This is a genomic window from Hugenholtzia roseola DSM 9546 (assembly GCF_000422585.1).
Taxonomy (GTDB): domain Bacteria; phylum Bacteroidota; class Bacteroidia; order Cytophagales; family Bernardetiaceae; genus Hugenholtzia; species Hugenholtzia roseola.
In genome coordinates this window covers 177,083-201,880 of sequence record NZ_KE383878.1, presented here as the reverse complement: position 1 = coordinate 201,880, position 24,798 = coordinate 177,083, and the positions used below count along the sequence as shown (strand labels likewise).

The following is a 24,798-nucleotide window of genomic DNA, read 5'->3' as shown; positions in this document are numbered from 1 at the left end:
TCGAAATGGTACGAATATGGGTATAAAAAGCCTTTTTGCAAAGATAGCGCAATCGAGAGAAAAAAACGCCTTTTTTCACGTTTTCTAAAAAAGAAGCGTATTTTTGCTTTCCTCAACTACTTTCAATTTGAACTGTATGCAGCAAACCACTCTTGCTATTATCGGTCTGGGTTATGTAGGGCTGCCCTTAGCCGTTACCTTTGGGCAGAAATACCCTACAATCGGCTTCGACATCAACCCAAGCCGCATCAAAGAACTACAACAGGGCATCGATAAAACCTTAGAAACAACAGCGCAGGAATTAGCCGCCGCCCAATTTTTATCCTACACAACGCAGTTGGACGATTTAAGGCAAGCCAACATTTTTATCATCACCGTCCCTACGCCCATAGACGCTTACAAAATTCCCGACCTTACGCCGCTCAAACGTGCTTCGCAAATGATAGGAAAGGTCTTGAAAAAAGGCGACATCGTCGTCTATGAATCGACGGTCTATCCTACCTGCACCGAAGAAGATTGCGTTCCCCTTTTAGAAAAGGAAAGCGGCTTGGTCTATAACCGCGATTTCTATTGTGGCTATTCGCCTGAACGCATCAATCCGGGCGATAAGCAGCATACCCTTACCAAAATCAAGAAAGTGGTCAGTGGCAGCACGCCCGATGTGGCACAGCAGCTCAACGCCCTTTATGGCTCTATCATCGAGGCAGGTACGCATTTGGCTTCTTCTATCAAAGTGGCAGAGGCTTCGAAGGTTATCGAAAATGCACAAAGAGATTTGAACATTGCCTTTGTCAATGAGTTGGCTCTTATTTTTGATAGAATGGGCATCGATACGACCGAAGTGCTGGAAGCGGCAGGCACAAAGTGGAACTTTCTCCCCTTTCGCCCTGGTCTGGTAGGGGGGCATTGTATCGGCGTAGACCCCTACTACCTCACACACAAGGCGGAAAGTTTGGGCTATCACCCCGAAGTTATCTTGGCAGGCAGGCGCATCAATGACAATATGGGCAGCTTTATTGCCGCCAAAATCGTCAAACTTTTGATACAAAAAGATATACACGTAAAAGGTGCAAATATCTTGGTCTTAGGCATCACCTTCAAAGAAAATTGCCCCGACATCCGCAATTCCAAAGTTATTGATGTGATTCGCGAATTGCAGGATTTTGGTACGACCGTATCCATTCACGACCCATGGGCAAGCCCCGAAGAAGTCCTGCACGAGTACGGAATTGATTTGATGACAACCCAAAAATTAGAACAAGCCGCACCCTTCGACGCACTTGTCTTGGCAGTGGCGCATCGTGAGTTTGAAAATTTGGAAATAAAAAAACTCTGCAATGCAAAGTCGGTAGTTTATGATGTCAAATCCAAACTTGCCAAAGAGGTCATTACGGCACGCCTTTAAGATTTCCTCCTTCTTTTCTTGTCATTTTTCTTTTGCAGCCCCGCCCCAATAATGTTAAGCAATGTTAAAATGTTAAGTTCTGTGGAAAGCCTTATTTTGTCAAAGTTTTGTCAAAGTCTTGTCAAATTAGAAACGAAATAAAATTTGGTTTTGAAACCCTCCCTTTGGGGGAGGGCAGGGTGGGGTTCATTCCTTTTTTTATTTCAATCTCACTGCGGACAAGTCACTGCCTTGTCCCTACCTTTGTATTTGATTTTTAGAATTTAACATCACTACGCCTGCTGCTACTATGTTTTTTCTGCTCTCTAAAACGCTGGATTTTCTGCTTTCGCCTGCTTTTTGGCTCTTGCTGATGTTGCTCTTTTTGCTTTTTATGAAAAATAGCCATTGGAAGCGGCGGCTTTTGCGCTTTATGATAGTGTTTTTTTTGATTTTTACGAATAAGTTTATTGTCAATGAGGCGTGGCTGCTTTGGGAAATTCCCCCAACGCCGATGGAAGAAGTCGGAAGCTATCAAGTGGGCATTGTCCTGACAGGGGTTACACAACCTTTCAAATCGCCTTACGACCGCGTTTATTTCGATAAGGGTGCGGATAGGATTTTCCATGCCTTGCTTTTGTATAGAAAAGGGAAAATCAAAAAAATTATGGTCTGTGGTGCGCCTCATATCCGTTGGAACGGGCAGACAGACGGCAAACAGACGCAGGACGTAGAGCAAATGCTGATAGCGGCAGGCGTGCCGATTGGCGATATTATTTTGGAAAGGAAGTCGAAGAATACCTATGAAAACGCCCTTTTTGCCAAAAAAATGCTCACTACCTACCAAATCAAGGAAAAGCCCTTGCTTATTACCTCTGCCTTTCATTTGCGCAGGGCGCGTGCCTGTTTCGAAAAAGCAGACATTGCCGTTGATACGTTCAGCACTGATTTTTACTCCATAGAAAGGGAATTTGCCTACAATCCCATTCCTTCCGAAAAAAACTTGTACGATTGGGGCAAACTCATACACGAATGGGCAGGCTATCTGGTCTATAAAATGACAGGAAAGATTTGAAAAGTGGCGAAGTGGTAGAAAAAATGCAGCGACAAGGCATTGTCCGAAGGTAGGCAGAAATGCAAGGGCGATTTCATAGCCGAGATACGATACAAGCCAAATTTTATTTTGTTTTAAGTTTGAAAACAAGTAGCTTTTGGTAGAATCTAACCTTATTTGGGCTTGGCGTTGTAACAACAACACCTTCGCGCTTGTGCCGCGCTTGTGGTCATACTTTCTAAGGGTTTGTCCTTAAAAAAGGGCTTTTCAACAAAAAAAGAGAAAAAAAGTTGTGTGCTACCTTTATTATGCTTTTCTTAGGCTTTTATTTTTAGTCTGATACGTTTTTGGCTCAAAATCATCTTCTAACCCTATTTCAATACGCTTCAAACACTTTTCGCATGACTTGGGATATTGCAGTTTTAGAATCATACCGCCACAAAGCCGACCCTTTGGCTGATGCCGTAGTTGCCAAAATTATAGAAAGTGGCGAGGTAGAACACGTCAATCAACTTTTTAGGAAGATGGTAGAAAATATGTCGCTACCGATGGAGGAAATGCCCGACTATGTGCGCGATTATTTCCTACAAACCGCCCAACTTCCTGCCTTTGCTGATACCCGTTTGATAGCGATAGGGCAGCAAGTTTTTGCTACCTATGGTCCCGAAATTTCGATGATGCTGCTCTGCAAGGCATTGCCTTCGAGCTACACTTGCGGCAATGGAGCAGAGGTATTGTATGCCACAGGGCGTTTGAACGAACAACATGGCGACTTACAACCCTTTACGCGCCGCCTGATGGAAACTTCACAATTTGTGATTGATGTATTAGCCGAAAAAGGCATTGAGCCAAGTGGTAGGGGGATTCGCTCGGCACAAAAGGTGCGCCTCATGCATGCCTCCATTCGCTACTTTCTGCACCAAAGGGGCGATTGGGACTACGAAAAATTGGGTATTCCCATCAATCAAGAAGACATGGCGGGTACGCTCATGGCTTTTGCCGCCTATCCCATCGAGGGCTTGGGGCAGATTGGCATAGACCTCTCGAAAGAACAAAAAGAGGGCTATTTTCACGTTTGGCGACTTATCGGGACGGTCATGGGCGTAGAGCCTGACCTGATACCCACTCATTTTGAGGCAGGCATGAAATTGGGGTATGCCATTTTAGACCACCAAAAACGACAGACGCAGGCAGGAATTGAGTTAGGGAAAGCCTGTTTAGATTTCTTAAAAAGCATCACCCCAACGACGCTTTTTGATTTTTACCCCCAAATGTTGGTGCGCTACCTCATGGGCGACGAACTCGCTAACATTATCGCCGTCCCCGACTTTCCAAATTATGCTGAAAAATTGTTACAAAAACTCACCATTGCTATTTTTGGAAAAGTGGATAAGACAATGGATAGAAATGGACTCATTGCAGCTCTGGCACGCCATTTCAATACGCGCCTTTTAGAAGGTATGATAAATCATTTCAATCATGAAAAGCAAATCAATTTTTATATTCCCCCTTCTTTGCAAGAAAATTGGCTGCCCAAGCCGCTGGTAGAAAGTTGGAAGACCCAACTGGCGACTCCTGATATTTTGGGCTACCGTCTGGCTTTGCAAAAGAAAGAAAAAAACTAAACCCTTTATCAACTTTTCACCATCAAATTACGAATATGGAGGCTTGGATAAACTTGAAAGATTACACGCTTTTGCAGCAATCTTTTTTTATTTTAGATACCCTTTTTTGGCTTGTGGTTTATGTTTTGGTAGAATATAAAGCGCAAAAATACAAATATGTAGGTATTCCTGCTATGGCTTTGGCTGCCAACATTGGTTGGGAGTTCGTTTGGAGTTGGGTTTTAGTTACTGACTTGGGCGAACTTTTTGTCTGGGGGGCGCGGCTTTGGTTCTTCTTTGATGTTTTGCTTTTTTACCGTCTGATGCAATACGGCGACAAGCAAATAAGCAATTTTTTCCTTAAAAAATATTTCAAGCTCTGGGTTTCGTTGGCTGTGGTGATGTGGGCGGCACTTATTTATACTTTTACCGTTCAGTTTGGCGACCCCATTGGCGGCACAACAGGCTATATTCTCAATTTGATGATGTCTATTTTGTTTATTGTGCTTTTTTTATCGAATCCAAAAGAAAAAGCCTTATCTTTGGGTATTGCTTGGTGCAAAATGATAGGTACTGTGCTGATTGTTATTAGTTTTTGGGTAGGGGCAGGCGAATTTCCTTTTGTTACGGTTATTGGTATCGCAACTTTTTTGATAGACTTGTGTTATATTGCTTTGCTTTCAAATCGCCAAAAAATCGTGTCTGTTCTTGCTCAAAACCAGAAGTAAATCCTTACCCTCTGCCATCTAACCCTTCGAGGCTGAATAAAATGCGTTTCTCTGCTCTACGTTTTGCTTCTTTTTTGCTTTGGCTCGGCTTTCTGTTTGTGCTTGCATTTCTCGAAATGCAGGCGCAGCCTATTCTGTTTGAGGCACATCTATCACGCACTCCCATCGAGGCACAAATCCGCGTTTGGCAAAATGCAGAGGAGAAGATTGAAGTGGCGCAGGTGCGGCAGATGTACTTAGAAAAGCCCGAACTTTTCGTTCCTTATCAATGGGAGAAATTGCCTTTGGGGGCTTCCCAAAATTGGCTGCATTTTACGATTCAAAATCGAGACAAAAAGCCCCAAAAGTGTGTCATACAAACTACAAAATTTGATTTCCTTACGTTTTATGTTCTCCAAAAAGACGGCACTTGGAAAAGTATTGAAACGGGAACTTCTTATCCACAAAGCCAAAAAGAGAACGTTTTTGGGGCTTATTCTATCGCGCTTTTAGAGTTGGACGCAGAGGCACAAACGGAGGTCTTTGTAAAGGCAACCTACTTAGAACGCACCGAATTGGATTTGAGTCCTATTCAGATGAACTTTCACATACAATCTGAATCATACTATCAGACCCAAAAAGACACGCGCAATTTAGCCATGAGTTTTTACACAGGGGCTTTACTTGTGATGTTGCTCTACAACTTTTTTCTCTACCTCATCACAAGAGATGTGCATTATAGGCTTTATTTGCTCATTGCGCCTTCTATCTATGCCTTTATCTTTTTTTCCTCTGGACTGGGAGTAGATTTGATAGAAAATGCCGCAAATACGGCTCTCTATCTGATGATAACCTCTTTTTTTCATATCAATTTTCACGTGCTTTTTTCGTTTTATATCCTGCGCATCAAGACCTTTTTTCCCAAAGTCGTCAAGGTTATTATGGTGGTTTTGGCGGTCTATAATGTTTTATTATTTATCGCGCCGCTCTCAAATGGGCTGGTCGGCGTTTTAGCGCGTGCCTTAGCAACGCCTTTGGTCTTTGGGCTTTTTGGCTATACGCTTTATTTAGCGTTTCGCGTCTGGAAGAAAGAAGACTACGCACCTGCTTATTATTTCTTTTGGGCGAACTTTTTTTACATGGTCTTTATGGTGATTGCGGTGCTTCAATTACTTGGGGTGCTGCCCTTTCAATTTTTGGGCTTAGAATCGTGGCAGAACAATCTTATCGGTTCGGTTATCGAGCTGACTCTTTTTTCTTTGAGCATCAGTGCTAAAATTACACACATGCAAAAAGAACTTGCCAAACAGCAAATCGAGCAAGCCCGCATTTTAAAAGAAGAAGAAACCAAGCGTTTGGCTTTGATAGAAAAGCAAAACCGCGAATTAGAACAAAAGGTAGCCGAGCGCACTGCCGAATTGGTAGAGCGCAACGAAGAAATCCAGCAGCAAAATGAGGAGTTGCAAATTACGTCGGAAAAATTAGAACACCAGCACCACCTCTTAGAAGAAGTCTATAAAGACATTCAGGCTTCGATAAGCTATGCCCAGCGCATACAAGAAGCGCATTTGCCCAAAACCGACCTTTTGCAGCGTTGTTTTTCAGATTATTTTATCTTCTTTCAGCCGCGCGATGTCGTGAGTGGCGATTTTTATTGGGCTGCCGAAATTTGGGTACAAGGTATGAAAAGGCAGGTCTTTGTCGTTGCCGACTGCACAGGACATGGCGTACCGGGTGCTTTTATGAGTCTGATTTGTGCTAATTTATTAAATCAAATTATCATAGAAAGAAACTATCACGACCCTGCCCAAATCCTGACTAAATTAGACCAAACCCTGCGCCTTTTCCTCAATAAGGACATCACCCAGAATCACGACGGCATGGACTGTGCCTTGATTGTTTTAGATAAAAATAAAAAAGAATTGCACTTTTCAGGTGCAAAACGTCCGCTTTTCTATTTTCAAAAGCAGGAACTACACATCTTGCGTGGCGACTCGAAAAGTATCGGCGGACACGAGCGCGAAAAGGGCTTCTTTCACACCCACACACTTTCTTTTGAAGAGCCGACACGTTTTTACCTTTTCTCTGATGGCTACGCCGACCAAATTGGGGGCGAACAAAATCGCAAGTTTATGATAAAAAACTTTCGCGACCTGCTCACCCAAATTCATCTCGACGATTTCAAGACCCAAAAGCAAAAAGTTGAAAGCACTTTTTGGAAATGGCAGGGCAAAGAGAGCCAAGTAGATGACATTTTAGTCGTCGGTTTTGAAGTGTAATTCTAAAAGTTAGGCGCAAATGTAGAAACAAGGCACTGTTCTCTCCGCAGCGAGGCTTAAACCCTAAGTGTCTTCAAGACGCTTAGGGTTTGCGTGTTTTGCCAAGTTTTATTTCCTGTCAAATTTGAAAATGTGGCGTTTTTTATAGCGCGTAAAATTGTTGCCCAAAGGAGAGGATTGTCGTTAGGCATCTCTATTTTACTTCAAAATCTAATATTTTTTCTGTTTCTAAAAAGGCTTCTAATCTGTCCCCTATCTTGACGGCTGCCACACCTGCGGGCGTGCCTGTAAAGATAATATCGCCAACTTTGAGGGTAAAAAATTGAGAAACATAAGCAATGATTTCATCAAAATCCCAAATCATGAGCTTGCTATTGCCTTGTTGTCTAATTTGCCCATTGACGGAAAGCGAAAAGTTGAGGTCTTTGAGATTGGCGAAATGTTCCTTTGGCACAAAATCAGAAATAGGGGCAGAGCCATTAAAGCCTTTGGCAATTTCCCAAGGCAAGCCTTTGGCTTTGAGTTGGTTTTGCAGGTCGCGTGCCGTAAAATCTATACCCAAGCCGATTTTATCGTAATAATTGGGCGCAAATTTTTTGTCGATGTACTTTCCTTCACGGCTAATTCGCAAGATAATTTCCAATTCGTGGTGAATATCATTTGAAAAATCAGGGTGATAAAAAGGGGCGTTATTTTTTAGAACTGCCGTATCGGGTTTGAGAAAAACAACAGGTGCAGCAGGTCTTTCGTTGGCAAGTTCGGCGATATGGTCGGCGTAGTTTCTGCCAATAGCAATTATTTTCATTAGTGATTTGGTTTTAGTTGTAATACTTTTTCAATAAAATTGATGCCAATTTGTCCATTTTTTCTACCCAAAATGGCTAAGTAGTAGGGGGGAGCATAGCCTTTTTCGTGCGCCCACTGCAAAAAAGTGTAGGAGGCACTTAGAAAGTGCAAGTTTTTATCAATATTAGACAAATGACACCAAACTTTTAGCTTTCGCAAGACTCTGCGCTCGATGCTACGCTCACTAATTTGCGCTTCCTTTTGAAAGTGAAAAACCTTGCTTTGGGGCTTTTCTTCGCCCAATTCGGCTTTGTTGCGCAAAAACATCTGTACGGGAAAGGGCAGCAAATAAGGTTCAGACTCAAAACCTTCTACGGGCAGGTAGTATTCGCCCTTCTTTTTGATAAGTTTGTCCCAAGTCAGGGAAAAGGCATCACGCCAATTTGCACCTGTGTAGCAGGCGTAGAGAAAAATATGGCGAATATCTTTTTCGAAATTGATTTCTGTGCTGCCCAATATTTCCAATTCGGCGGCAGTTAGGAAATCAGGTAGCGGGGCTTCTACCGTTTGCAGTTGGGCTTCTTTTGGAATTTCGCGACAGGGATTGCTGGAAATATGCCCCTCTTTTTGAGCTTCATCTAAGGCACTTTTTAGCACTTTGAAGTAGTTGTAAGCCGTATTGGGGCTGACGTATTGGCTCAAATGCTTTTGAAAGCCCAAGACCCACTTGGTATTGATAGTTTTAAAAGGCACTTTTTTTGCCCCCTGCATATACTTTTGGAGTTGATAATAGGTGCTGGAACGGTTTGGAAAATGGGGGTTCTTGTCCATCAGTTCTTCGAAGAAAAGAAAAAAATCGGTTGCAGCGGAAGGACTTGCCATAAAGTTGGTGTTTTAGAATGAAGAAGCCAAGATACGCTTTTTTTGAAATGCGACAAAATTTTTTTTGGGGAAAGCGCAACTTAAAAAAGGGTCAGGCTTATCAAAATGCCATAACCGCTTATCATACCATCTAAAAAAAGCACGTGATAATGGGCAATGCGTTGCGATTGGGTATGTTGTGCAAAAATAGAAAAAAGTAGCATAAAAACAAAACTGATAACCTGCGGCGCACGAAATTTTATTTGGATAGGAGCGAGTATTTCCCAAAGGATAAGGAAGGAGAAAAGAAAAAACACCAAAAAACTTACACGCTTTTTTCCCAAGTGCTGTGCCAAAGTGGGGAGCGATTGTTGGGAGTCGGAGTCGGCATCACGTAGGTCGAAGGGCAGGGTAATGGCAAAAATCCAAAGTAGGCGTTGGAAAAAAAGTTGCAAGATAATTGGGTCGTCTATCCAAAGATTTTCTTCAAGGGTAGGGAAGATAACCGTAGAGCTTGCCCATACATAGGCGACGATAAAAATTTTGAGATAGGGAATTTTGCGCAAAGGCGGGATAGCCCAACGCGAAGAAAGTGGAAGGGGTAAGGTATAAAAAATAGACAAAAATCCTAAATGTATCAAGAAAAGAAGCTGATTGGCACTCATCAAAAAGACCAACCCTGAAAGGGCGCAAGTGCTTGAAAGTAAGATGATTTTACCCATCTTTTCGCCTTTTTGTAACATAAAAAATGGAAAACCTTGCTTTTTTTCATACCAAAAAATAAAAAGATTATAGGTCAGGAGGGTAGCAAAAAAAATTACCCACAGAAGCGAGAGATGGATTTTTTTTTCCGTTTGTAGGCAGGTAGCAAAAGTAGCCCAAACCGCTCCTGCGGCTATCCAAATCTGGCTGCGCAAAAGCAGGTGCAAACCCTTTTCAAACCTATTTGCGCCCTGCACCCACTTAGGGGGCAGATTTCGAAAAAAGGATTGGAAAAATATAAGGAGTGCTTTCAAAAGGATAATAGAGATGATAAACAAAAAGGAAATACCCAACTATTTCATAAAGGCTTCCTACAAAGTTACGAAAAGGCGAACAAGTGGCGTAGAGAAGTGAAAAAACAGCAACTTTCTGGCATCTTTTTCGTTAAATAGAATAAAAACCTTACATCAAAACGCAATCTCTTGAATTTTGCCGCGCTTTTCAAAAAATAAGATGAAATATAACGATAAAATGATACGACCATGAAAAATTCTCTACCTCTCCCTGCTGCCGCGCCTTCATTTGAGGATAGGCGTGAAGCCTACTTTACTTTTCCACTTATCGCCCCTGCGCATTTTTTAGGCAAAAAAACGCCTATTTCTTTTTCTGTTTTATTGCGCTTTCTTTTTGTGCTTACCCTGATGGGGCTGCCCTTTGCGCCTTCTTATGCCCAACACGAGGGTCTGGATTGGTATGTTAATGGGGAAAATCATCGCAAGCAAGCGCGTTATGATTTAGCACTTTCCGACTACGACAAGGCTGTGCAGCGCGAACCACAAAATCCGCACTATCTCTACGCCAAGGCGCAATGCGAATACCAACTCAAACGCCCCGAAGCGGCGATTCAGTCCCTTCAAACGGCAGTAAAGGCAAATGCTACCTACGCGCCTGCCTATGGGCTTTTGGGGCGCATCTATTTGGAAAAAAACGAAACCGAAAATGCGGCGCGTCTGTATGATATTGCAGCCCGCTATGAAAAAGACCAAGAGAAAAAGTTTTTTTACAAAACTTTTGTTATCAATCACTACATACGCGAAAAAAAATGGGAAACCGCCTTTCAGAAAGCCCAAGAAGCGAAAGTAGATTTTGGCTCTGACCCCGAAGTGCGCTATTTGGAGGCGCGTACTGCCAATCAGCTCAAAAAATACGAAGTGGCGCGTGAGGCAATTTTAGCCATCGAGGGCAAAGTTGCTACTTTGCACCAAAGCGAAAATGCGAAATTTTACTACCAATTAGGCTATGCCTACTATCATTTGGAAGACTATGAGCTGGCTTCTAAGGCGTGGAATAAGGCTAATTACGGCAACTTCAAGACACAGATTGAGGTCTTTTCGGCTCCTTATTTGGCAAAATTAGCCGAATCTTATTGCCTGATTCAGGATTGGGAAAAAGCGCGTGCCTTTGCCGAAAAGACGGTTCGCATCGATGCCCAAAATGCTACGGCTTATATGGTTTTGGCAAAAATAGCGGCTCAAAATCGTCCTATCAGTGCGCCGCTCGAACTTTACGAAAAGGCGGCACGATTTGAAAAAGACCTCAAACGCTCGGCACTTTTGTATGAAGAAATTGCCAACTGCCATTTGGCGCAAGAAAATTATCCTGCTGCCCTTCAAGCGGCTGAAAATGGACTTACCTTTTCGGCTACTCACAAGAACTTACTTTATCTCAAAGCCCTTTCTCTTTTTCATCTCAAACGCTATCAGGAGGCAATTTTGGCAGCCGAGCGCGTCATTCCCTACCTTCGCGACAAGGTAGAACAGAGTCAGATGCTTTTCCTTTTGGGTAAGGCATATCAAATGATGGGGAAAGATAATTTGGCGCGTCGTGCGTATAGTGCCGTAGAAGAAGAGCCGTTCAAAATTGCGGCAAGCTATGAATTGCGGCTGATGAATGGCGAATAGTGCCTACTTTTCGAAACAAGATTCAAACCCTACAAGATTCAAACCCTAAGCGTCTGCAAGGCTCTTAGGGTTTTCTATTTTGGCTCTCATTGGGGCAGGAAGAGGCTAAAAAAGGCTACAAAAAAAAGCCTGCTCCCAAATTGGAAACAGACCTTTTTCACTCTATACATCAAAAACGATTATTGAGCGTTTGCTGTGGCACTTGCTTGGGTCTTGAACTCAAAACCTAAGTTAATTTTGTTGTGGATAAACTTGTCGCCTAAGCTCTTGTCGCCTTCCGACTTATAGACGATACCCCAGTTGGTACGGTCGATGTTGAATTTGGCACTGCCCGAAGCACCATCGGCGGCGGCAGAAAGGTTGGCATAGAAAGTAATGCTATTGGTCTTATCCAAAATGGTGAGGTTGCCCGTAACTTTGTGAGTAGGGTTTTGCGTGTTGTGTTCGCCTTCGAGCTTCACTTCACCAGAGATAGGCTCTACACTTGCAATCTCAAAAGTTGCGGTAGGATATTGTTCGGCATTGAAGAAGTCTGCGCCTTTGAGGTGTCCTACCAAATCGGCGTTTGATTTTTCGTCAGTGATGTCTTTCACTACGATACTGTTCATATCAATCACAATTTTTCCACCTGTAACCTGATTGTTTTCCACATATATCTTGCCTTCTTTGATACCAATAGTACCGTCGTGCTGTCCTGTGGGTTTTGTACCAATCCAAGTAACGGTGCTAACCTGTGGGTCGATAGCAAATTCTTGGGCTGTGGCTTTTTGCTCTTCTGTATTGACAACTACCTCTTCTTTGGTTTCAGCCTCTTGGCTTTGAGGCGCACTATTGCAGGCTACTACCAAAGCAGCTAAAAAAAACGCGGCAATCGCTAAACGAACAGATTTGAAAATCATAAGACAATGGGTTTAAATGTGTAGAAAAAGCTAAAAACGCAATTTCAAAAATCCATCGCAAAGGTAGGCAAAAGGTTTTAATCTTCCAAATAGTTGTAGGTACAATTATTTTAGCGCACCCCATACAACACCTGCAAAAAAAGTAGGGTTGGAATATCCTGACCCTACTTTTAGCTCGTTTTTGGTTCAAATCCTGCTTCCTTTTGTTAGGAAGAAAGGCAAATGTTACCTTACGGTCTTGATTTTAGCAATGGTATCGATGCGCTTTTGTGCAATGGCAATCGCTACTTCTTGCGCATTTTGTTTTTTGGTCAGAGAGGTTTTCAAAACTTCTAAACAAGCGTCGTAGAGGCTTTCTGTTTTATTGACTACCCACTCGTTTGGCAATTTGGCATATTCCGAATAGACATTGATGACTCCGCCTGCATTGATAAGGAAGTCGGGTACGTAGATAATGCCTTTTTCTAAACAAGCGTCGCCGTGTCGTTTTTCGTCTTGTAGTTGGTTATTGGCACAGCCCGCAATGATTTGGCACTTCAAACGGCTTAGGGTTTGGTCATTAACGGTAGCACCTAAGGCACAAGGCGCGTAGATATCGACATCTAAATCATAAATGTCTTCCTTTCCAACAATTTCTACTTTGTACTTCTTGGCAATCGCTTGCAGGCGGTCGGCGTAGATGTCGGTTACAAAAATGGTAGCCCCTTCTTTTTCCAGATGCGCAATGATATGCTCGCCTACGTTGCCTGCACCCTGAATCGCCACTTTCTTGCCTGCCAAACTGTCATTGCCATAGGCGACTTTGGCGGCAGCTTTCATGCCTACATACGTGCCTAAGGCGGTATAAGGAGAGGGGTCGCCTGCGCCGCCTCTGCTCTCTGCCAAGCCCGTAACGTGTTGGGTTTCCATCGCGATATAATCCATGTCGCGCTCGTTCATGCCTACATCTTCGGCAGTGATATACTTTCCGTTAAGGCTCTGCACAAACTTTCCAAACCTGCGCAAAAGGGCTTCATTTTTTTGCGTGCGTGCATCGCCGATAATAACCGCCTTGCCGCCTCCCAAATTCAGACCCGCAATGGCATTCTTGAACGTCATGCCGCGCGAAAGGCGTAGCGCGTCGCGTACCGCATCAGCTTCATTTTCATAAACCCACATGCGCGTCCCCCCCAAGGCGGGACCTAAAACGGTGTTATGCACGCCGATAATAGCTTTCAAACCTGTTGCGTCGTCGTAGCAAAAGACGACATTTTCATGCCCCATGGTAGAGATTTGCTCGAAGAGCGAGGGTGCATGCGTGGTAGAAGTAGTCGTTTCAACCATGAGAGTCCTCTATTAAGAAAGTGTGTAATGTGTATGTGTGGTGGGTCGGATATAAACAAGACACCCTTGCGGCTGCCTTGCTGCCCTTTTTCCTGCAAGCAGGAAGTTGTTTTTTTGAGAGGCGGCTGCCCTGCGGATTTTTCGCCTCAAACGTTCGCCTCGAATGAAAGCCTCGATTTTTGTCTTCCTTTGTTGCCCGAAGTAGGCTAAGACTTTGTCTATAAGGCTAATAGCAAAATTAGGGCTTTTTCTAAGAAAAACAACACAAAAAAGCGACACGCTCCAAAAAAGGGCAACTTTCTTAGGCGACTCCTTTTTTACAAAAGTTGGTAGAAGATAGCACAAGGCGAAGATTATTTGTTCTTTGTTTGTTTAAGAAAAATTAACACGTTTGAAAAGCCTATCCGATAAAGATAAATTTTTTTCGCGCCGCGCCCCTATTTTCTTCTTTTTTTTCGCTTTTTTCCTAAAAATGCTCCTTTTTGAGGTCTTGTACCGATAATTTTCGCGTGTGTAGCAAATTTATGAGCCAAAAGAGCCTTTTTTTTCAAAAAAAAACTTAAATTTGAAAAAATGAGTTGAGGCTAACGCTATTATTTTCTATCTTTTATTTTTTTTGTTACAAAAACTAATATGAAACGTCGTCTTTTTATAGAAAAAACACTCAAAGCACTTCCCTTGGTCTTGCTTACGCCCACTGTGCTTAGTGCTTGTTCGGGCGAAGACGAACCCGAAGATGAGGTCGTTGTTCCGAATGGAAAAAGTGTCTTGGTGATAGGGGCAGGCATGGCAGGTTTGGCAGCAGGGCAGAAGCTCAAAAGCAAAGGCTTTGCCGTTACAATCTTGGAAGCACAAAATAGGGTAGGCGGCAGGATTCGTACCTCCTTAGATACAGGTGTTCCTTTTGACGAAGGCGCAAGTTGGATTCATGGCATTAGCGGCAATCCGATGTCGAACTTGGCAAATTTGGCAGGAGCAGCCACGCGCACCACCGACGACGATAGCTATGTCTGCGTCGATAGCAATGGTTCGCGCTATTCCGATAACGACTATCAGCGCAAGCAACGCAATTTTGAGCGCATGCTCGAAACCTTGCACGAGCGAGGGGCAGTAGGGACAAGTTTTCAGACCGTTTTCAATCAAAACTATCCCAACGAAGCCCAAGATAGGCTTTGGAAGTTTTTTATATCTTCTTATCTTACCTTTGACACAGGCGATTTAGACCAACTTTCCTCGCGCTATTATTACGAAGGAGAAGAATACGGAGGGGCAGAGGCTGTTTTGCCACAAGGCTATCAAGCCCTTACCGATTATTTGGCACAGGGGCAGGACATTCGTTTGCAGGAAACCCTAACGGCACTTGATTATCAGGGCAATAAAGTGCAAGCCCAAACTGCTTCGGGTCAGACCTTTGAGGCGGATTATGCCGTTGTTACCCTGCCTTTGGGCGTTTTGAAGCGCGACCAAATTGCCTTTTCGCCTGCTTTGCCCACTAATAAAAAAGAGGCTATCGCAAAAGTAGGCTACAACTGCGTCAATAAATTTTTATTAACTTGGGAAACTGCCTTTTGGGAAAACAAAGACTACCTTTCCTACACGCCTGATGAAGTAGATAAGTATAACTATTTTGTGAATTTGCATAAATTTGGCGCACCCAAACCTGCCCTTCTTACCTTTGCCTATGCGCAGGCAGCACGCCAGACCGAATCGCTTTCTGATGCGCAAATTGTGGAGGAGATTATGGCACATCTAAGGGTTATGTATGGCAATGACATTCCACTACCCACAGGCTTTGCACGCACCCGTTGGCAGAGCAATCCATACAGTTATGGGGGCTATTCCTTTACCGCCCTACAAACGGAAATGCGTCATTTTGACGATTTGGCACAGGACATTCAGAAGCGCGTCTTTTTTGCAGGCGAGCATACACACAAGGAGTATTTTTCCACTGCCCATGGCGCGTATTTGAGTGGCATTAGAGAAGCCGACAAAATTATCGGACTTTGATGTTTGCTTTGGAGCAGGGCAAGGCATTGCCTTGTCCTATGCCCCAAACCCTAAGGGTCTTGAAGACCCTTAGGGTTTAAGTCTAAATTTTATTTCGTGTTAAATTTGAAAAAAACTGTAATAAAACAAGGCTTTTCATAGAACTTAACATTACTGGCGCAAGGCTTTTTCGGTCATCTTCAAAAAAACAAAAAGATTCGACAACATTCAGACCCATATAGGCTTAGATAGCTTTAAAAAACAAACCCTAAGAACCTTGAAGATGCTTAGGGTTTTTAGATACAAAAAAGTTGCTAAAAATATTTTCAACAAACCATCTTGACCCAATTTTTAGATGTGCAGCGGACGGTTTTCGGTGGCGGCTAAACAGGCTTCCTTCACTGCTTCCATGTAGGTGGGGTGTGCATGGCTCATGCGCGAAACATCTTCGGCAGAGGCGCGATATTCCATCGCCGTTACTGCGGCGGCTATCATATCGGCGGCTCGCGCTCCTATGATATGTACGCCCAAAATTTCGTCTGTATTTTTATCAGCCAATACTTTCACCAAGCCGTCTGTGTCCATAGAGGCACGCGCCCTACCTAATGCCATAAAGGGGAATGTTCCCAACTTATAGGCTCTGCCCTGCTCTTTGAGCTGTTCTTCGGTGTAGCCTACGCCTGCCACTTCGGGCCAAGTATAAACCACGTTGGGAATGAGTAGGTAGTTGATATGAGGCTTCTGCCCTGCCAAAAGTTCGGCTACCATTACGCCTTCTTCTTCGGCTTTGTGTGCCAACATTGCACCACGCACGACATCACCGATGGCGTAGATATTGCCTACTCCTGTATGCAAATGGTCATCTACGGGGATAGCTCCGCGCTTATCTACCTGAATCCCTACTTTTTCTAAGCCCAGCCCTGCCGTATAGGGGCTTCTTCCTACCGAAAGTAGGCAGTAGTCGCCGCGCAGTTCTACTTCATTGCCTTTTTTATCCTTTGCGATAACGACAACTTCGTCCCCTTCTTGATAGGTCTTTTCTACTTTGTGTTGTAGGTAGAATTTCGCGCCGAGCGTCTTTTTCGTTACGCGCTCCAATTCTTTGCCCATGCTGCTATCCATGCCTGCAATGATTCTATCCATAAATTCTACCACAGACACCTTTGCGCCCAAACGCGCATAGACCGAACCCAACTCCATGCCAATCACGCCGCCGCCAATCACGATAAGGTGCTTGGGAATTTCGGAAAGTTCTAAGGCTTCGGTAGAGGTAATAAAACGCTTCTTGTCGTAGGGAAAGAAGGGGAAAATAGACGGCTTCGAGCCTGTGGCGATGATGATATTTTTGCCCGTAATTTGGCTTTTCTTGCCCTCTGCCGTTATTTCTACTGTATTTTTATCTACAAAAGAGCCGATGCCTTGATGCACCTCTATTTTGTTTTTTTTCATCAAAAAGGCGATACCCGAATTGTTCTGTTTGACTACATCACGCTTGCGGTCTATCATTTGGGTAAAATTGATTGCCGTTTCTTTTACCTCAATGCCATGTGTTTTGAAGCTATGCAGGGCATTGTGGTAGTGTTCGGAAGAGTCTAAAAGTGCCTTCGAAGGAATACAGCCTACATTGAGGCAAGTGCCGCCCAAGTTGGGGTACTTTTCTATGATGGCAGTTTTCATGCCTAATTGGGCGCAGCGGATAGCCGCTACATATCCGCCAGGTCCTGAGCCGATAACGATAACGTCGTATTGCATGAGGTTTCGAGTGGGAATAAAAGGTACGTGTTTGTTTCGAAAGATAAAGCTAAACAATTTAGTGGCAAATGCCAAATTTACTGCCTCCGTCTTCTCTATAAAAAGGGCATAGATTGTCCTGAAAGCCCAAATAAAGCCTATTTTTTTCTGTAAAAATAAGATAGTTTCTTTGGAAATAAGGCGGACGGCTTCACAAAAATTTCATCTAACCGAAAAAAAATTTTCGCATTTCAAAAGTTTTTCGTTTTTTTGCTTGCAGTTCGGCAGAGAATCGCTATTTTAGTCTGAAATTTGCCAACCTACACAAAAGTCTCGCGCTCCTTTGGCGGTAAAAAGCCCACTCCTGCCTCATTTGGTTCAAAAGCCTCTTTTCTAAGATTCTTTTTTTTTCTAAAAATGTCCCTAATACGCTTTGCTCACTTTTCTTATCGGTCGTTGCTTTTTGCGATTGTCCTGCTTATACAAGCAGCGAGTGTGGCGCAGGCACAAATTCGTAGGGAATTTTTGAAGGTAGAACAAATTTCTATAGAAAACGGACTTTCTCAAAATTCCTCACAAGTAATCCTACAAGATAAGGAAGGTTATCTTTGGGTAGGTACGCAAGACGGTCTGAACCGTTACAACGCTTACGAAATTACCATTTTTAGAAGCAAGCGCGACGATACCACTGCCATTTGCGACAACAACATCTCTGCCCTTTTGGAAGACTCGCAAGGGCTACTTTGGATAGGCACAACGCGCGGCGTTTCCGTCTTTGATAGGAAAACGCAAAAATTTCGCTCCTTTTTCCGAAATGCCAACGACCCCAAAAGCCTTATCGCCTCCGAAGTTAGTGCCTTAGCCGAAGATAAAAATGGCAACGTTTGGGTAGGAACGAGTATGGGTTTGAGCCGTTTTGATAGAAAAAAGCAGCATTTCGAAAATTTTTTACACGACGAAAACAATCCTGCCTCCCTTCCTGCCAACGACATCACCTGTTTGCTGCCCGACGGCGACCAACTTTGGATAGGCACAAATGGCGGCGGTTTGGCGCGATATGGCTTACAAAATAAAGCCTTTGAAATTTTCAAACCTATCGAAGGCGACACGACTTCGGTATCGAGCATCACGGTTACTTGCTTGCACAAAGACAAGGAAGGCAAGATTTGGGTAGGCGGCAACGGATTGCAATATTACGACCCCGCAACTCATACTTTTCCCTATCATATCCGCAGAAATATTCGTTTTAATCGGATTGTAGATTGGAAAGAAAACGAATTGATGGTAGTGGCGGCTGGTGGCACAATTTTGCGCGTACCAAAGACTGAAAAGGAAACCTTTGTGATACAAGACCTCAAATATGATGTAGGGCAGATTATCTATCAACTCTACATCGATAGGGCGGGTATCTTGTGGATAGGAAACCAAAATTCGGGCGTTTTGTATCACGACGAGCAGATGGATAGGTTCAAGCACTATATCCACCAAGATAAAAACCCCCAAAGCCTCAATGCCCCTGTGGTTTGGCACATGAGCAAAGACCAAGATGGTTTTATTTGGGTAGCGACCGAAAACGGTCTTACGCGCATAGACCCCAAAAACAATCAATACTGGCAATACCAAGCTAACATAGAGCAGCTCCGCCCCAATGAATTGCAAGGCAACAACCTAACCACTACCTTAGTAGATAGGGACGGCACGCTTTGGGTTGGTGCAATGGGCGCAGGTCTGCACCGTTTGGAGAGCATTTCGGCAGATGGTAAAAATCTTGCCTTTACCGTTTTTCGCCCAGAAAGGGACAACCCCAATAGTTTGGCTACCAATCAGTTCTTGCTCATGCGCCAAGTGTCTAATGGCGATATTTGGATAGGGGGCTTCAACGGACTCACGCGCCTTGTAAAAGATGCCGCCAATCCTAAAAATGTACGCTTCGAAAAATACATTCACAACCCCGACGACCCCAGTAGCCTGCCTGCCCGTCACGTTTGGGGGCTGTTTGAAGATAGCGAAGGCACACTTTGGATAGGGACAAATTCGGGTATTTTACGCACCGAAAGAGATAGCGAAGGCAAGATTTTGAGCTTCACCCATTACAAACACGACCCCAACGACGATACCACCGTAAGCCACGAGGAAGTACGTGCGCTTGCAGAAGACTCGAAGGGTAATTTTTGGCTTGGAACGTCCAATGGTTTGAATCTTTTTGATAGAAAAACAGGAAAAGCAAAGCATTTAGGCTTAGAATATGAACAAGCAAACTATTCTATTTATGCGATTTTGGTAGATAAATCCGATAACCTTTGGATAAGTACCAACAATGGCATTATGAAATATCTGGCAAATCCTGAGGCAAATCAGGCGCGTTTTATCGTTTTCAATGTCAAAGATGGTTTGCAGAGCAACGAATTTAATTCAGGCTCTTATCATTTGGCAGAGGACGGCGAAATGTTTTTTGGCGGCATCAATGGTTTCAATTCTTTTTATCCTGAAAAGATAGTACCGAACCCTTACAAGCCGCCTGTTGTGTTCACTGATTTCAAAATTTTCAATAAATCGGTAGAAATATCGCGCGAGGAGCAGGAAACGCCCCTTTTGGCACATATCTCTCAAACAGAAGAAATCATCTTGACGCATGAGGATAGGGTCTTTTCTTTCGAATTTGCGGCACTTAATTACCGTCTTTCTGAAAAGAACCAGTATTTTTACAAGATGGAAGGCTTTGATGAAGATTGGGTAGAAGCAGGCAATCGCCGTTTTGCACAATACAGCAATATGCCCGCAGGGAGTTATGTCTTTCGCGTCCGCGCGGTCAATAACGACGGCATTGGTGATGAGCAAGGTATTGCCATTCGTGTCATTATCAAGCCGCCTTTTTGGAAAACTTGGTGGTTTATTTCGCTTTCTGTCGTGAGTATTATCGGGCTTACCTTCGCTATTTATGCCAATAGGGTGCGTTCTATTCAAAACCAGAAGCGCAAGCTCGAACAGCAGGTTGCCGAGCGTACCACCGAAATTGCCAATCAAAACCTAAAATTAGAAGCACAAAAAGGTGAAATCGAGCGTTCTTATGATAACATTCGAATTTTGAGCGAAATTGGGCAGAAAATCACCGCCATTCTCGATTTAGACACCGTCATCAATACCGTTTATGGCTATGTCAATCAGCTCACAGATGCCTCCGCCTTTGGAATTGGTATGTATCATCACGAAGGGCGCAGGCTCGAATTTCGTGGATTTATGGAAAAGGGTGAGCGTATTCCCGATAGTTACGACGAACTGCGCGAAGACAATCTTCTTTCTGTTTGGTGCTTCAAAACGGGCAAAGAGGTCTTTATCAACGACGTAGAAAAGGAAATTCAGCAGTACGCCAAAAACATGACCCTGCCCACAGTTGGCGATAGGTACAATTCTATTATCTATTTGCCACTCACTGCCGAAGGCAAAAATATTGGCGTAATTACGGTACAAAGTCAGAAAATTAACGCTTATACGCATAATGATTTAACCATCTTGCGAACTTTAGCCTCTTATATTTCTATCGCCTTAGAAAATGCGTCTAATTTCCAACGCCTTGCAGAGGCAAACGAAATTATCAAGAGCAAGAACCAAGCTATTTTGAGCAGTATCCGATACGGCGAAACGATACAGCAGGCTATCCTGCCCGACGAAAAGATTTTTGCCCACCATTTTGCCGACCATTTTATCCTCTTTATGCCGCAGGCTATGGTTTCGGGCGACTTCTATTGGTGCTTGCGAGCGCACAACAAAATCTTCGTTGCCGCTGTGGATTGCACAGGGCATGGCGTGCCGGGTGCTTTTATGTCTATGATTGGAAACGCGCTTTTACACGAAATTATTACCCTGAAAAGCGTCACCGAGCCTGCACTAATTCTCGAAGAGCTACACAAAGACGTGCGAGATGCCCTCCATCAAGATGACGACCAAAATTCAGATGGCATGGACGTTTGCCTCTGTGTCTTTGACGAAGAGTGGCGCGAAGGACGCAGAAAAGTAGTTTTTGCAGGTGCAAAACGCCCACTTTTTATTTACAAAGACGACAAACTTATCGAAATCAAAGGCAGCAGAAAATCCATCGGCGGCAGGCAGAAAGACGAAAAATCTTTCGAGCAGCGCGAACTTTTCCTCGAAGCAGGCACAACCTTATACCTCACTACCGACGGTTATGTAGACCAACACAACCTACGCCGCACCAAATTTGGCACATTGCGATTTAAAGAATTTATTGATGCCAACGCACACCGAAGCCTACTTGTACAAAGGGAACTTTTAATAGAAGAACTCATCGACCACATGGGGCAGGAAGAACAGCGCGATGATGTTACTCTTATCGGCATTAAATTATAGCAAAATTTAGGTTGCTTTCAAAATTATCTCTTTTCGCCTTAACCTGTGGTTGAAAAAAATATTAACTTTATCTTTCCACCACCTTCTTTTCCCGTTTTATGGATAGTATAAAAAGAAAAGCAATTTGGTTGTTGCTTTTTTGGTTTTTTATCGCCTGCCAACAAGAAAATAGTAGCCCTGATGCACAAAAGGCTTTAGCGCGTGTAGGCGACACCTTTTTGTATGAACAAGAGGTAAGCAATTTAGTACCCGAAGATGCAAATCCCAAAGATAGTGCAGCAATGGTGCAGCGGTATGTAGATAGTTGGATAAAAAAACAACTTCTTTTATTGGAGGCTGAAAATAGCGAAGTGCTTTCGCCAGAGGAAATTCAAAAGCGATTAGAGGAGTACAAATTTCAGTTGCTTGTTCATGCCTACAAAGAAAAAATTGTATCGCAAAAATTAGATACCGTCTTTTCGGCGCAAGAAATAGAAACTTATTATCAAGAAAACTTAGCAAACTTCGAACTCAAAGAGCCTATTACGCGCTGCTTTTTCTTGAAATTATCCAAAGAATTGCCTAAAAGTCAATTAGATGAGGCAGCACAGCTCCTCAAAAGCAAAAAAGAAGCCGATTGGGAGCAGCTTCAAACCTATGCCTACGCCTTTGCAACACAGCACCTTTTGGAAGCGCAAAAGTGGCTACCGCTTACTCAAATCACGACGCAATCTCCATTTTCCGAAGAGCAACTTCTCAATAGGGGCTATTTTTTGGAAGCCGAAGACGAGGCTTTCAAATATTGGGTAAAAATATGGGAAGTAAAACGCAAAAAAGACATAGCACCGCTTAGTTTTGTGCAGAACCAGATAGAAAGTATTTTGCTTAATAAACGAAAAGTAGAAATACAGCAAAACTTGGAACGCCAAATCTATCAGCAAGCAGAGAAAAAAAATACTTACGAAATTTTCAAACCTTAGTCTATCTCCACTTTATTTTCCTTCAAAAGCAATACCATGAACAAAGTTAAAATTACAATCAATAACAATGGCTCTGCCAAAATCGAGGGCGATTTTGAAATTGTAGATGCGCAAGGCAATCCCTACGATTTGGCGGGGCGCACCCTCATTTCCCTTTGCAGATGTGGGCTTTCCAAAAATAAACCCTTTTGCGACGGCGCACATCGTGGGCATTTCGACCATGAGGCAGTCGCCTTTGCCCTACCTCCCAAAAAGGTGTAGAGGCAATTTTTACAAAACAAAAAACTTAGGGCAAACTACAAAATAGCTTGTCCTAAGTGTTTAAAATTTGATACAAAATGAATTATATCGGCTCAAAATATAGCTTGGCAAATTTCCTAAGAACGACAATCCAGCAGGTTGTGGGTCAGAAATTGGAAAGTGCCATATTTTGTGATTTGTTTGCAGGGACAGGCATGGTAGGACGAATTTTTCAAGATAGAGTAAAAAAAATAATTTCAAATGATATAGAATATTACGCTTATATTTTAAATAGGAACTATATCGGAAATAGAACACCTTTGCCTAACGCGCCTTTTTCCAAACTCAATGCCTTAGAAGGGGTCGAAGGTTTTATTTTTCACCAGTACGCAGAAGGGGGCAGGGCTTCACGCCAATATTTTAGCCATTACAACGGAAAAAAAATAGATGCTATTAGAAAAAAAATAGAGTGCCTGAAAAATGAAAACGAAATTTGTCAGGATACTTACTTTTTTTTGTTAGCTTCTCTTTTGGAAAGTGCAGATAAAGTTGCCAACACTGCCTCTGTTTATGCGGCTTATTTGAAAAAATTGAAAAAAACTGCCCAAAAAAATTTGGTCTTGCAGCCTGCGCAATTTGAAATCAACGACCAAAAAAATGAAGTTTTTAATCAAGATGCCAATATTCTAATTAAAAATATAGAAGGAAATATTCTCTATTTAGACCCTCCTTACAATGCAAGGCAGTATAGCACCAACTACCACCTCCTCAATACCATTGCCTTATACGACGAGTTTGCGCCACAAGGAAAAACGGGATTGCGACCAAATTATACCAAATCAAAATACTGCCAAAAGCAGAAAGCGGAGCAGGCTTTGGAGGAATTGATAAAAAATGCAAACTTCGAATACATCTTTTTGAGCTATAACAACGAGGGTATTATTGCTGATACAGAGGTGCGAGCTATTTTCGAAAAGTATGGGCGTTATGATTTGGCTACCCAAACCTATGCGCGTTTTATGGCAGATAAGGCAGAAAATAGAAAGATTGGTGGTTCGAAGGTAGTTGAGTATTTGCATATTTTAGAGAAAAAATAGGCTTAAAAAATATAGAAAAGCCTGCAAAGACAAAATATTTTCAACACTTGGCTCATTGGCACGATTCTTTTAACCGCTACAAAAAATAAAGCCTGATACCCAAATTTCTTTTTTTGGTTTTTTTATGCTATTTTGCATGACCCTATCCGAAGCTACTCCTTTTTTTTCCTACAAGTTTTGTTTTTGAGCTTGTATATCATAAAAACAATAGAAACCATCACTCAAAATGAACAAATCCGATTTTTTACAACTGATAGAAGACCCTTCGAAAGCTAAGGCGGCGCAGGCACTTGATTTACAGAAAGTTATTAAAAAATTTCCCTACTTTCAGGCGGCTTCCTTGCTTTTAGCAAAGGCGGAGGGCAGCGAAAAGAGCATTGCCCAAGCTGCCCTCAAGATTGCAGATAGAGCGATTTTAAAAAAAACATTACATCCTGATTTTAAGCCGTTTCTCAAAAAAAAGCAAGAGGCAAAGAAGCAAGACTTTCCCGTTTTGGAGCATCTCGACTTACAAGCCGAGTCTGTCAATGCTTTTGAAAAATTAGCTGATACCGAGCCTAAAAACAAAGATTTTGCCGAAATTATCCTAACAAAGACAGAGGAAAAGCCGCTGCACCCCTTTGAGTCTTTGCCAAAAGAAACAGAGGCAGAGCAGGAAACAACAACACAGACCTCCAACTTTTTTGAAGAATTAGACCAAAAAAAAGAAAAACTTACATCTGAAAAAAAAAATGAAATAGCTATCACTACTTCGCCTTTATCCGAAAGCGAAACGGTTTTGGGTGAAAACTTCTTTGAAAGTGAAAGTCAAGATTTTGCGACAAATGTAGGTGAAAATATAGGTGAAAATGTAAGTGAAA

At 42.9% G+C, this 24,798-nt stretch carries 18 protein-coding genes; 12 read left to right on the top strand and 6 right to left on the bottom strand.

Annotated elements, in window-relative coordinates:
- Nucleotides 1-136 precede the first annotated feature (136 nt).
- From G500_RS0109330 to G500_RS0109310, 5 genes are all read left to right on the top strand, one after another.
- Nucleotides 137-1,405 carry a nucleotide sugar dehydrogenase gene (locus tag G500_RS0109330; RefSeq protein WP_035756886.1) on the top strand — a complete coding sequence of 423 codons (1,269 nt, stop codon included), beginning with the start codon at nt 137-139 and terminating at the stop codon, nt 1,403-1,405.
- A gap of 289 nt (nt 1,406-1,694) precedes the next feature.
- Nucleotides 1,695-2,459 carry a YdcF family protein gene (locus tag G500_RS0109325; RefSeq protein ID WP_027002370.1) on the top strand — a complete coding sequence of 255 codons (765 nt, stop codon included), beginning with the start codon at nt 1,695-1,697 and terminating at the stop codon, nt 2,457-2,459.
- 380 nt (nt 2,460-2,839) lie between these two features.
- A complete protein-coding gene (locus G500_RS23030) occupies nt 2,840-4,063 on the top strand; it encodes an oxygenase MpaB family protein (protein ID WP_051203405.1) in 1,224 nt (407 codons plus the stop codon).
- A 35-nt stretch (nt 4,064-4,098) separates the two neighbouring features.
- Nucleotides 4,099-4,770, top strand: a complete 672-nt coding sequence (locus G500_RS0109315; protein ID WP_027002369.1) for a transmembrane-type terpene cyclase — start codon at nt 4,099-4,101, stop codon at nt 4,768-4,770.
- A gap of 41 nt (nt 4,771-4,811) precedes the next feature.
- Complete coding sequence (locus G500_RS0109310; RefSeq protein ID WP_027002368.1) at nt 4,812-7,028, top strand: 7TM diverse intracellular signaling domain-containing protein; 2,217 nt, start codon at nt 4,812-4,814, stop codon at nt 7,026-7,028.
- Between the two features lie 193 nt (nt 7,029-7,221).
- Here the strand turns inward: G500_RS0109310 and G500_RS0109300 are convergent, their stop codons facing one another.
- The 3 genes from G500_RS0109300 to G500_RS25005 form a co-directional block, all read right to left on the bottom strand.
- Nucleotides 7,222-7,833, bottom strand: coding sequence for a fumarylacetoacetate hydrolase family protein (locus G500_RS0109300; RefSeq protein ID WP_027002367.1), 612 nt, complete (start codon nt 7,831-7,833; stop codon nt 7,222-7,224).
- Nucleotides 7,833-8,696 carry a tyrosine-type recombinase/integrase gene (locus G500_RS0109295; protein WP_027002366.1) on the bottom strand — a complete coding sequence of 288 codons (864 nt, stop codon included), beginning with the start codon at nt 8,694-8,696 and terminating at the stop codon, nt 7,833-7,835. The genes G500_RS0109300 and G500_RS0109295 overlap by 1 nt, the downstream gene beginning before the upstream one ends.
- A gap of 80 nt (nt 8,697-8,776) precedes the next feature.
- Nucleotides 8,777-9,691, bottom strand: a complete 915-nt coding sequence (locus G500_RS25005) for a UbiA prenyltransferase family protein (protein WP_154657097.1) — start codon at nt 9,689-9,691, stop codon at nt 8,777-8,779.
- Between the two features lie 228 nt (nt 9,692-9,919).
- Here G500_RS25005 and G500_RS0109280 point away from each other — a divergent pair, with 228 nt between their 5' ends.
- Nucleotides 9,920-11,338, top strand: a complete 1,419-nt coding sequence (locus G500_RS0109280; protein WP_027002364.1) for a tetratricopeptide repeat protein — start codon at nt 9,920-9,922, stop codon at nt 11,336-11,338.
- 179 nt (nt 11,339-11,517) lie between these two features.
- Here the strand turns inward: G500_RS0109280 and G500_RS23020 are convergent, their stop codons facing one another.
- A complete protein-coding gene (locus G500_RS23020; RefSeq protein WP_051203403.1) occupies nt 11,518-12,237 on the bottom strand; it encodes a YceI family protein in 720 nt (239 codons plus the stop codon).
- Between the two features lie 225 nt (nt 12,238-12,462).
- Nucleotides 12,463-13,560, bottom strand: a complete 1,098-nt coding sequence (locus G500_RS0109270; RefSeq protein WP_027002363.1) for a Glu/Leu/Phe/Val family dehydrogenase — start codon at nt 13,558-13,560, stop codon at nt 12,463-12,465.
- A 633-nt stretch (nt 13,561-14,193) separates the two neighbouring features.
- Here G500_RS0109270 and G500_RS0109255 point away from each other — a divergent pair.
- Nucleotides 14,194-15,567, top strand: coding sequence for a flavin monoamine oxidase family protein (locus tag G500_RS0109255; RefSeq protein WP_027002361.1), 1,374 nt, complete (start codon nt 14,194-14,196; stop codon nt 15,565-15,567).
- A 330-nt stretch (nt 15,568-15,897) separates the two neighbouring features.
- On the opposite strand, the gene lpdA is transcribed toward G500_RS0109255, so the two are convergent.
- On the bottom strand, nt 15,898-17,298 hold the full coding sequence (lpdA, locus tag G500_RS0109245; RefSeq protein WP_027002360.1) for a dihydrolipoyl dehydrogenase: 1,401 nt from the start codon (nt 17,296-17,298) through the stop codon (nt 15,898-15,900).
- 396 nt (nt 17,299-17,694) lie between these two features.
- Here lpdA and G500_RS0109240 point away from each other — a divergent pair, with 396 nt between their 5' ends.
- From G500_RS0109240 to G500_RS25990, 5 genes are all read left to right on the top strand, one after another.
- Nucleotides 17,695-21,642 carry a two-component regulator propeller domain-containing protein gene (locus tag G500_RS0109240; RefSeq protein ID WP_027002359.1) on the top strand — a complete coding sequence of 1,316 codons (3,948 nt, stop codon included), beginning with the start codon at nt 17,695-17,697 and terminating at the stop codon, nt 21,640-21,642.
- A gap of 98 nt (nt 21,643-21,740) precedes the next feature.
- A complete protein-coding gene (locus G500_RS0109235; RefSeq protein ID WP_154657096.1) occupies nt 21,741-22,601 on the top strand; it encodes a hypothetical protein in 861 nt (286 codons plus the stop codon).
- A 36-nt stretch (nt 22,602-22,637) separates the two neighbouring features.
- Entirely contained in the window at nt 22,638-22,862 is a 225-nt protein-coding gene (locus tag G500_RS0109230; protein ID WP_027002357.1) for a CDGSH iron-sulfur domain-containing protein, read from the top strand.
- Between the two features lie 77 nt (nt 22,863-22,939).
- Entirely contained in the window at nt 22,940-23,938 is a 999-nt protein-coding gene (locus tag G500_RS0109225; protein WP_027002356.1) for a DNA adenine methylase, read from the top strand.
- A gap of 226 nt (nt 23,939-24,164) precedes the next feature.
- Nucleotides 24,165-24,798 (top strand): hypothetical protein (locus G500_RS25990; protein ID WP_035756883.1); only part of this gene is annotated, 634 nt, incomplete at its 3' end.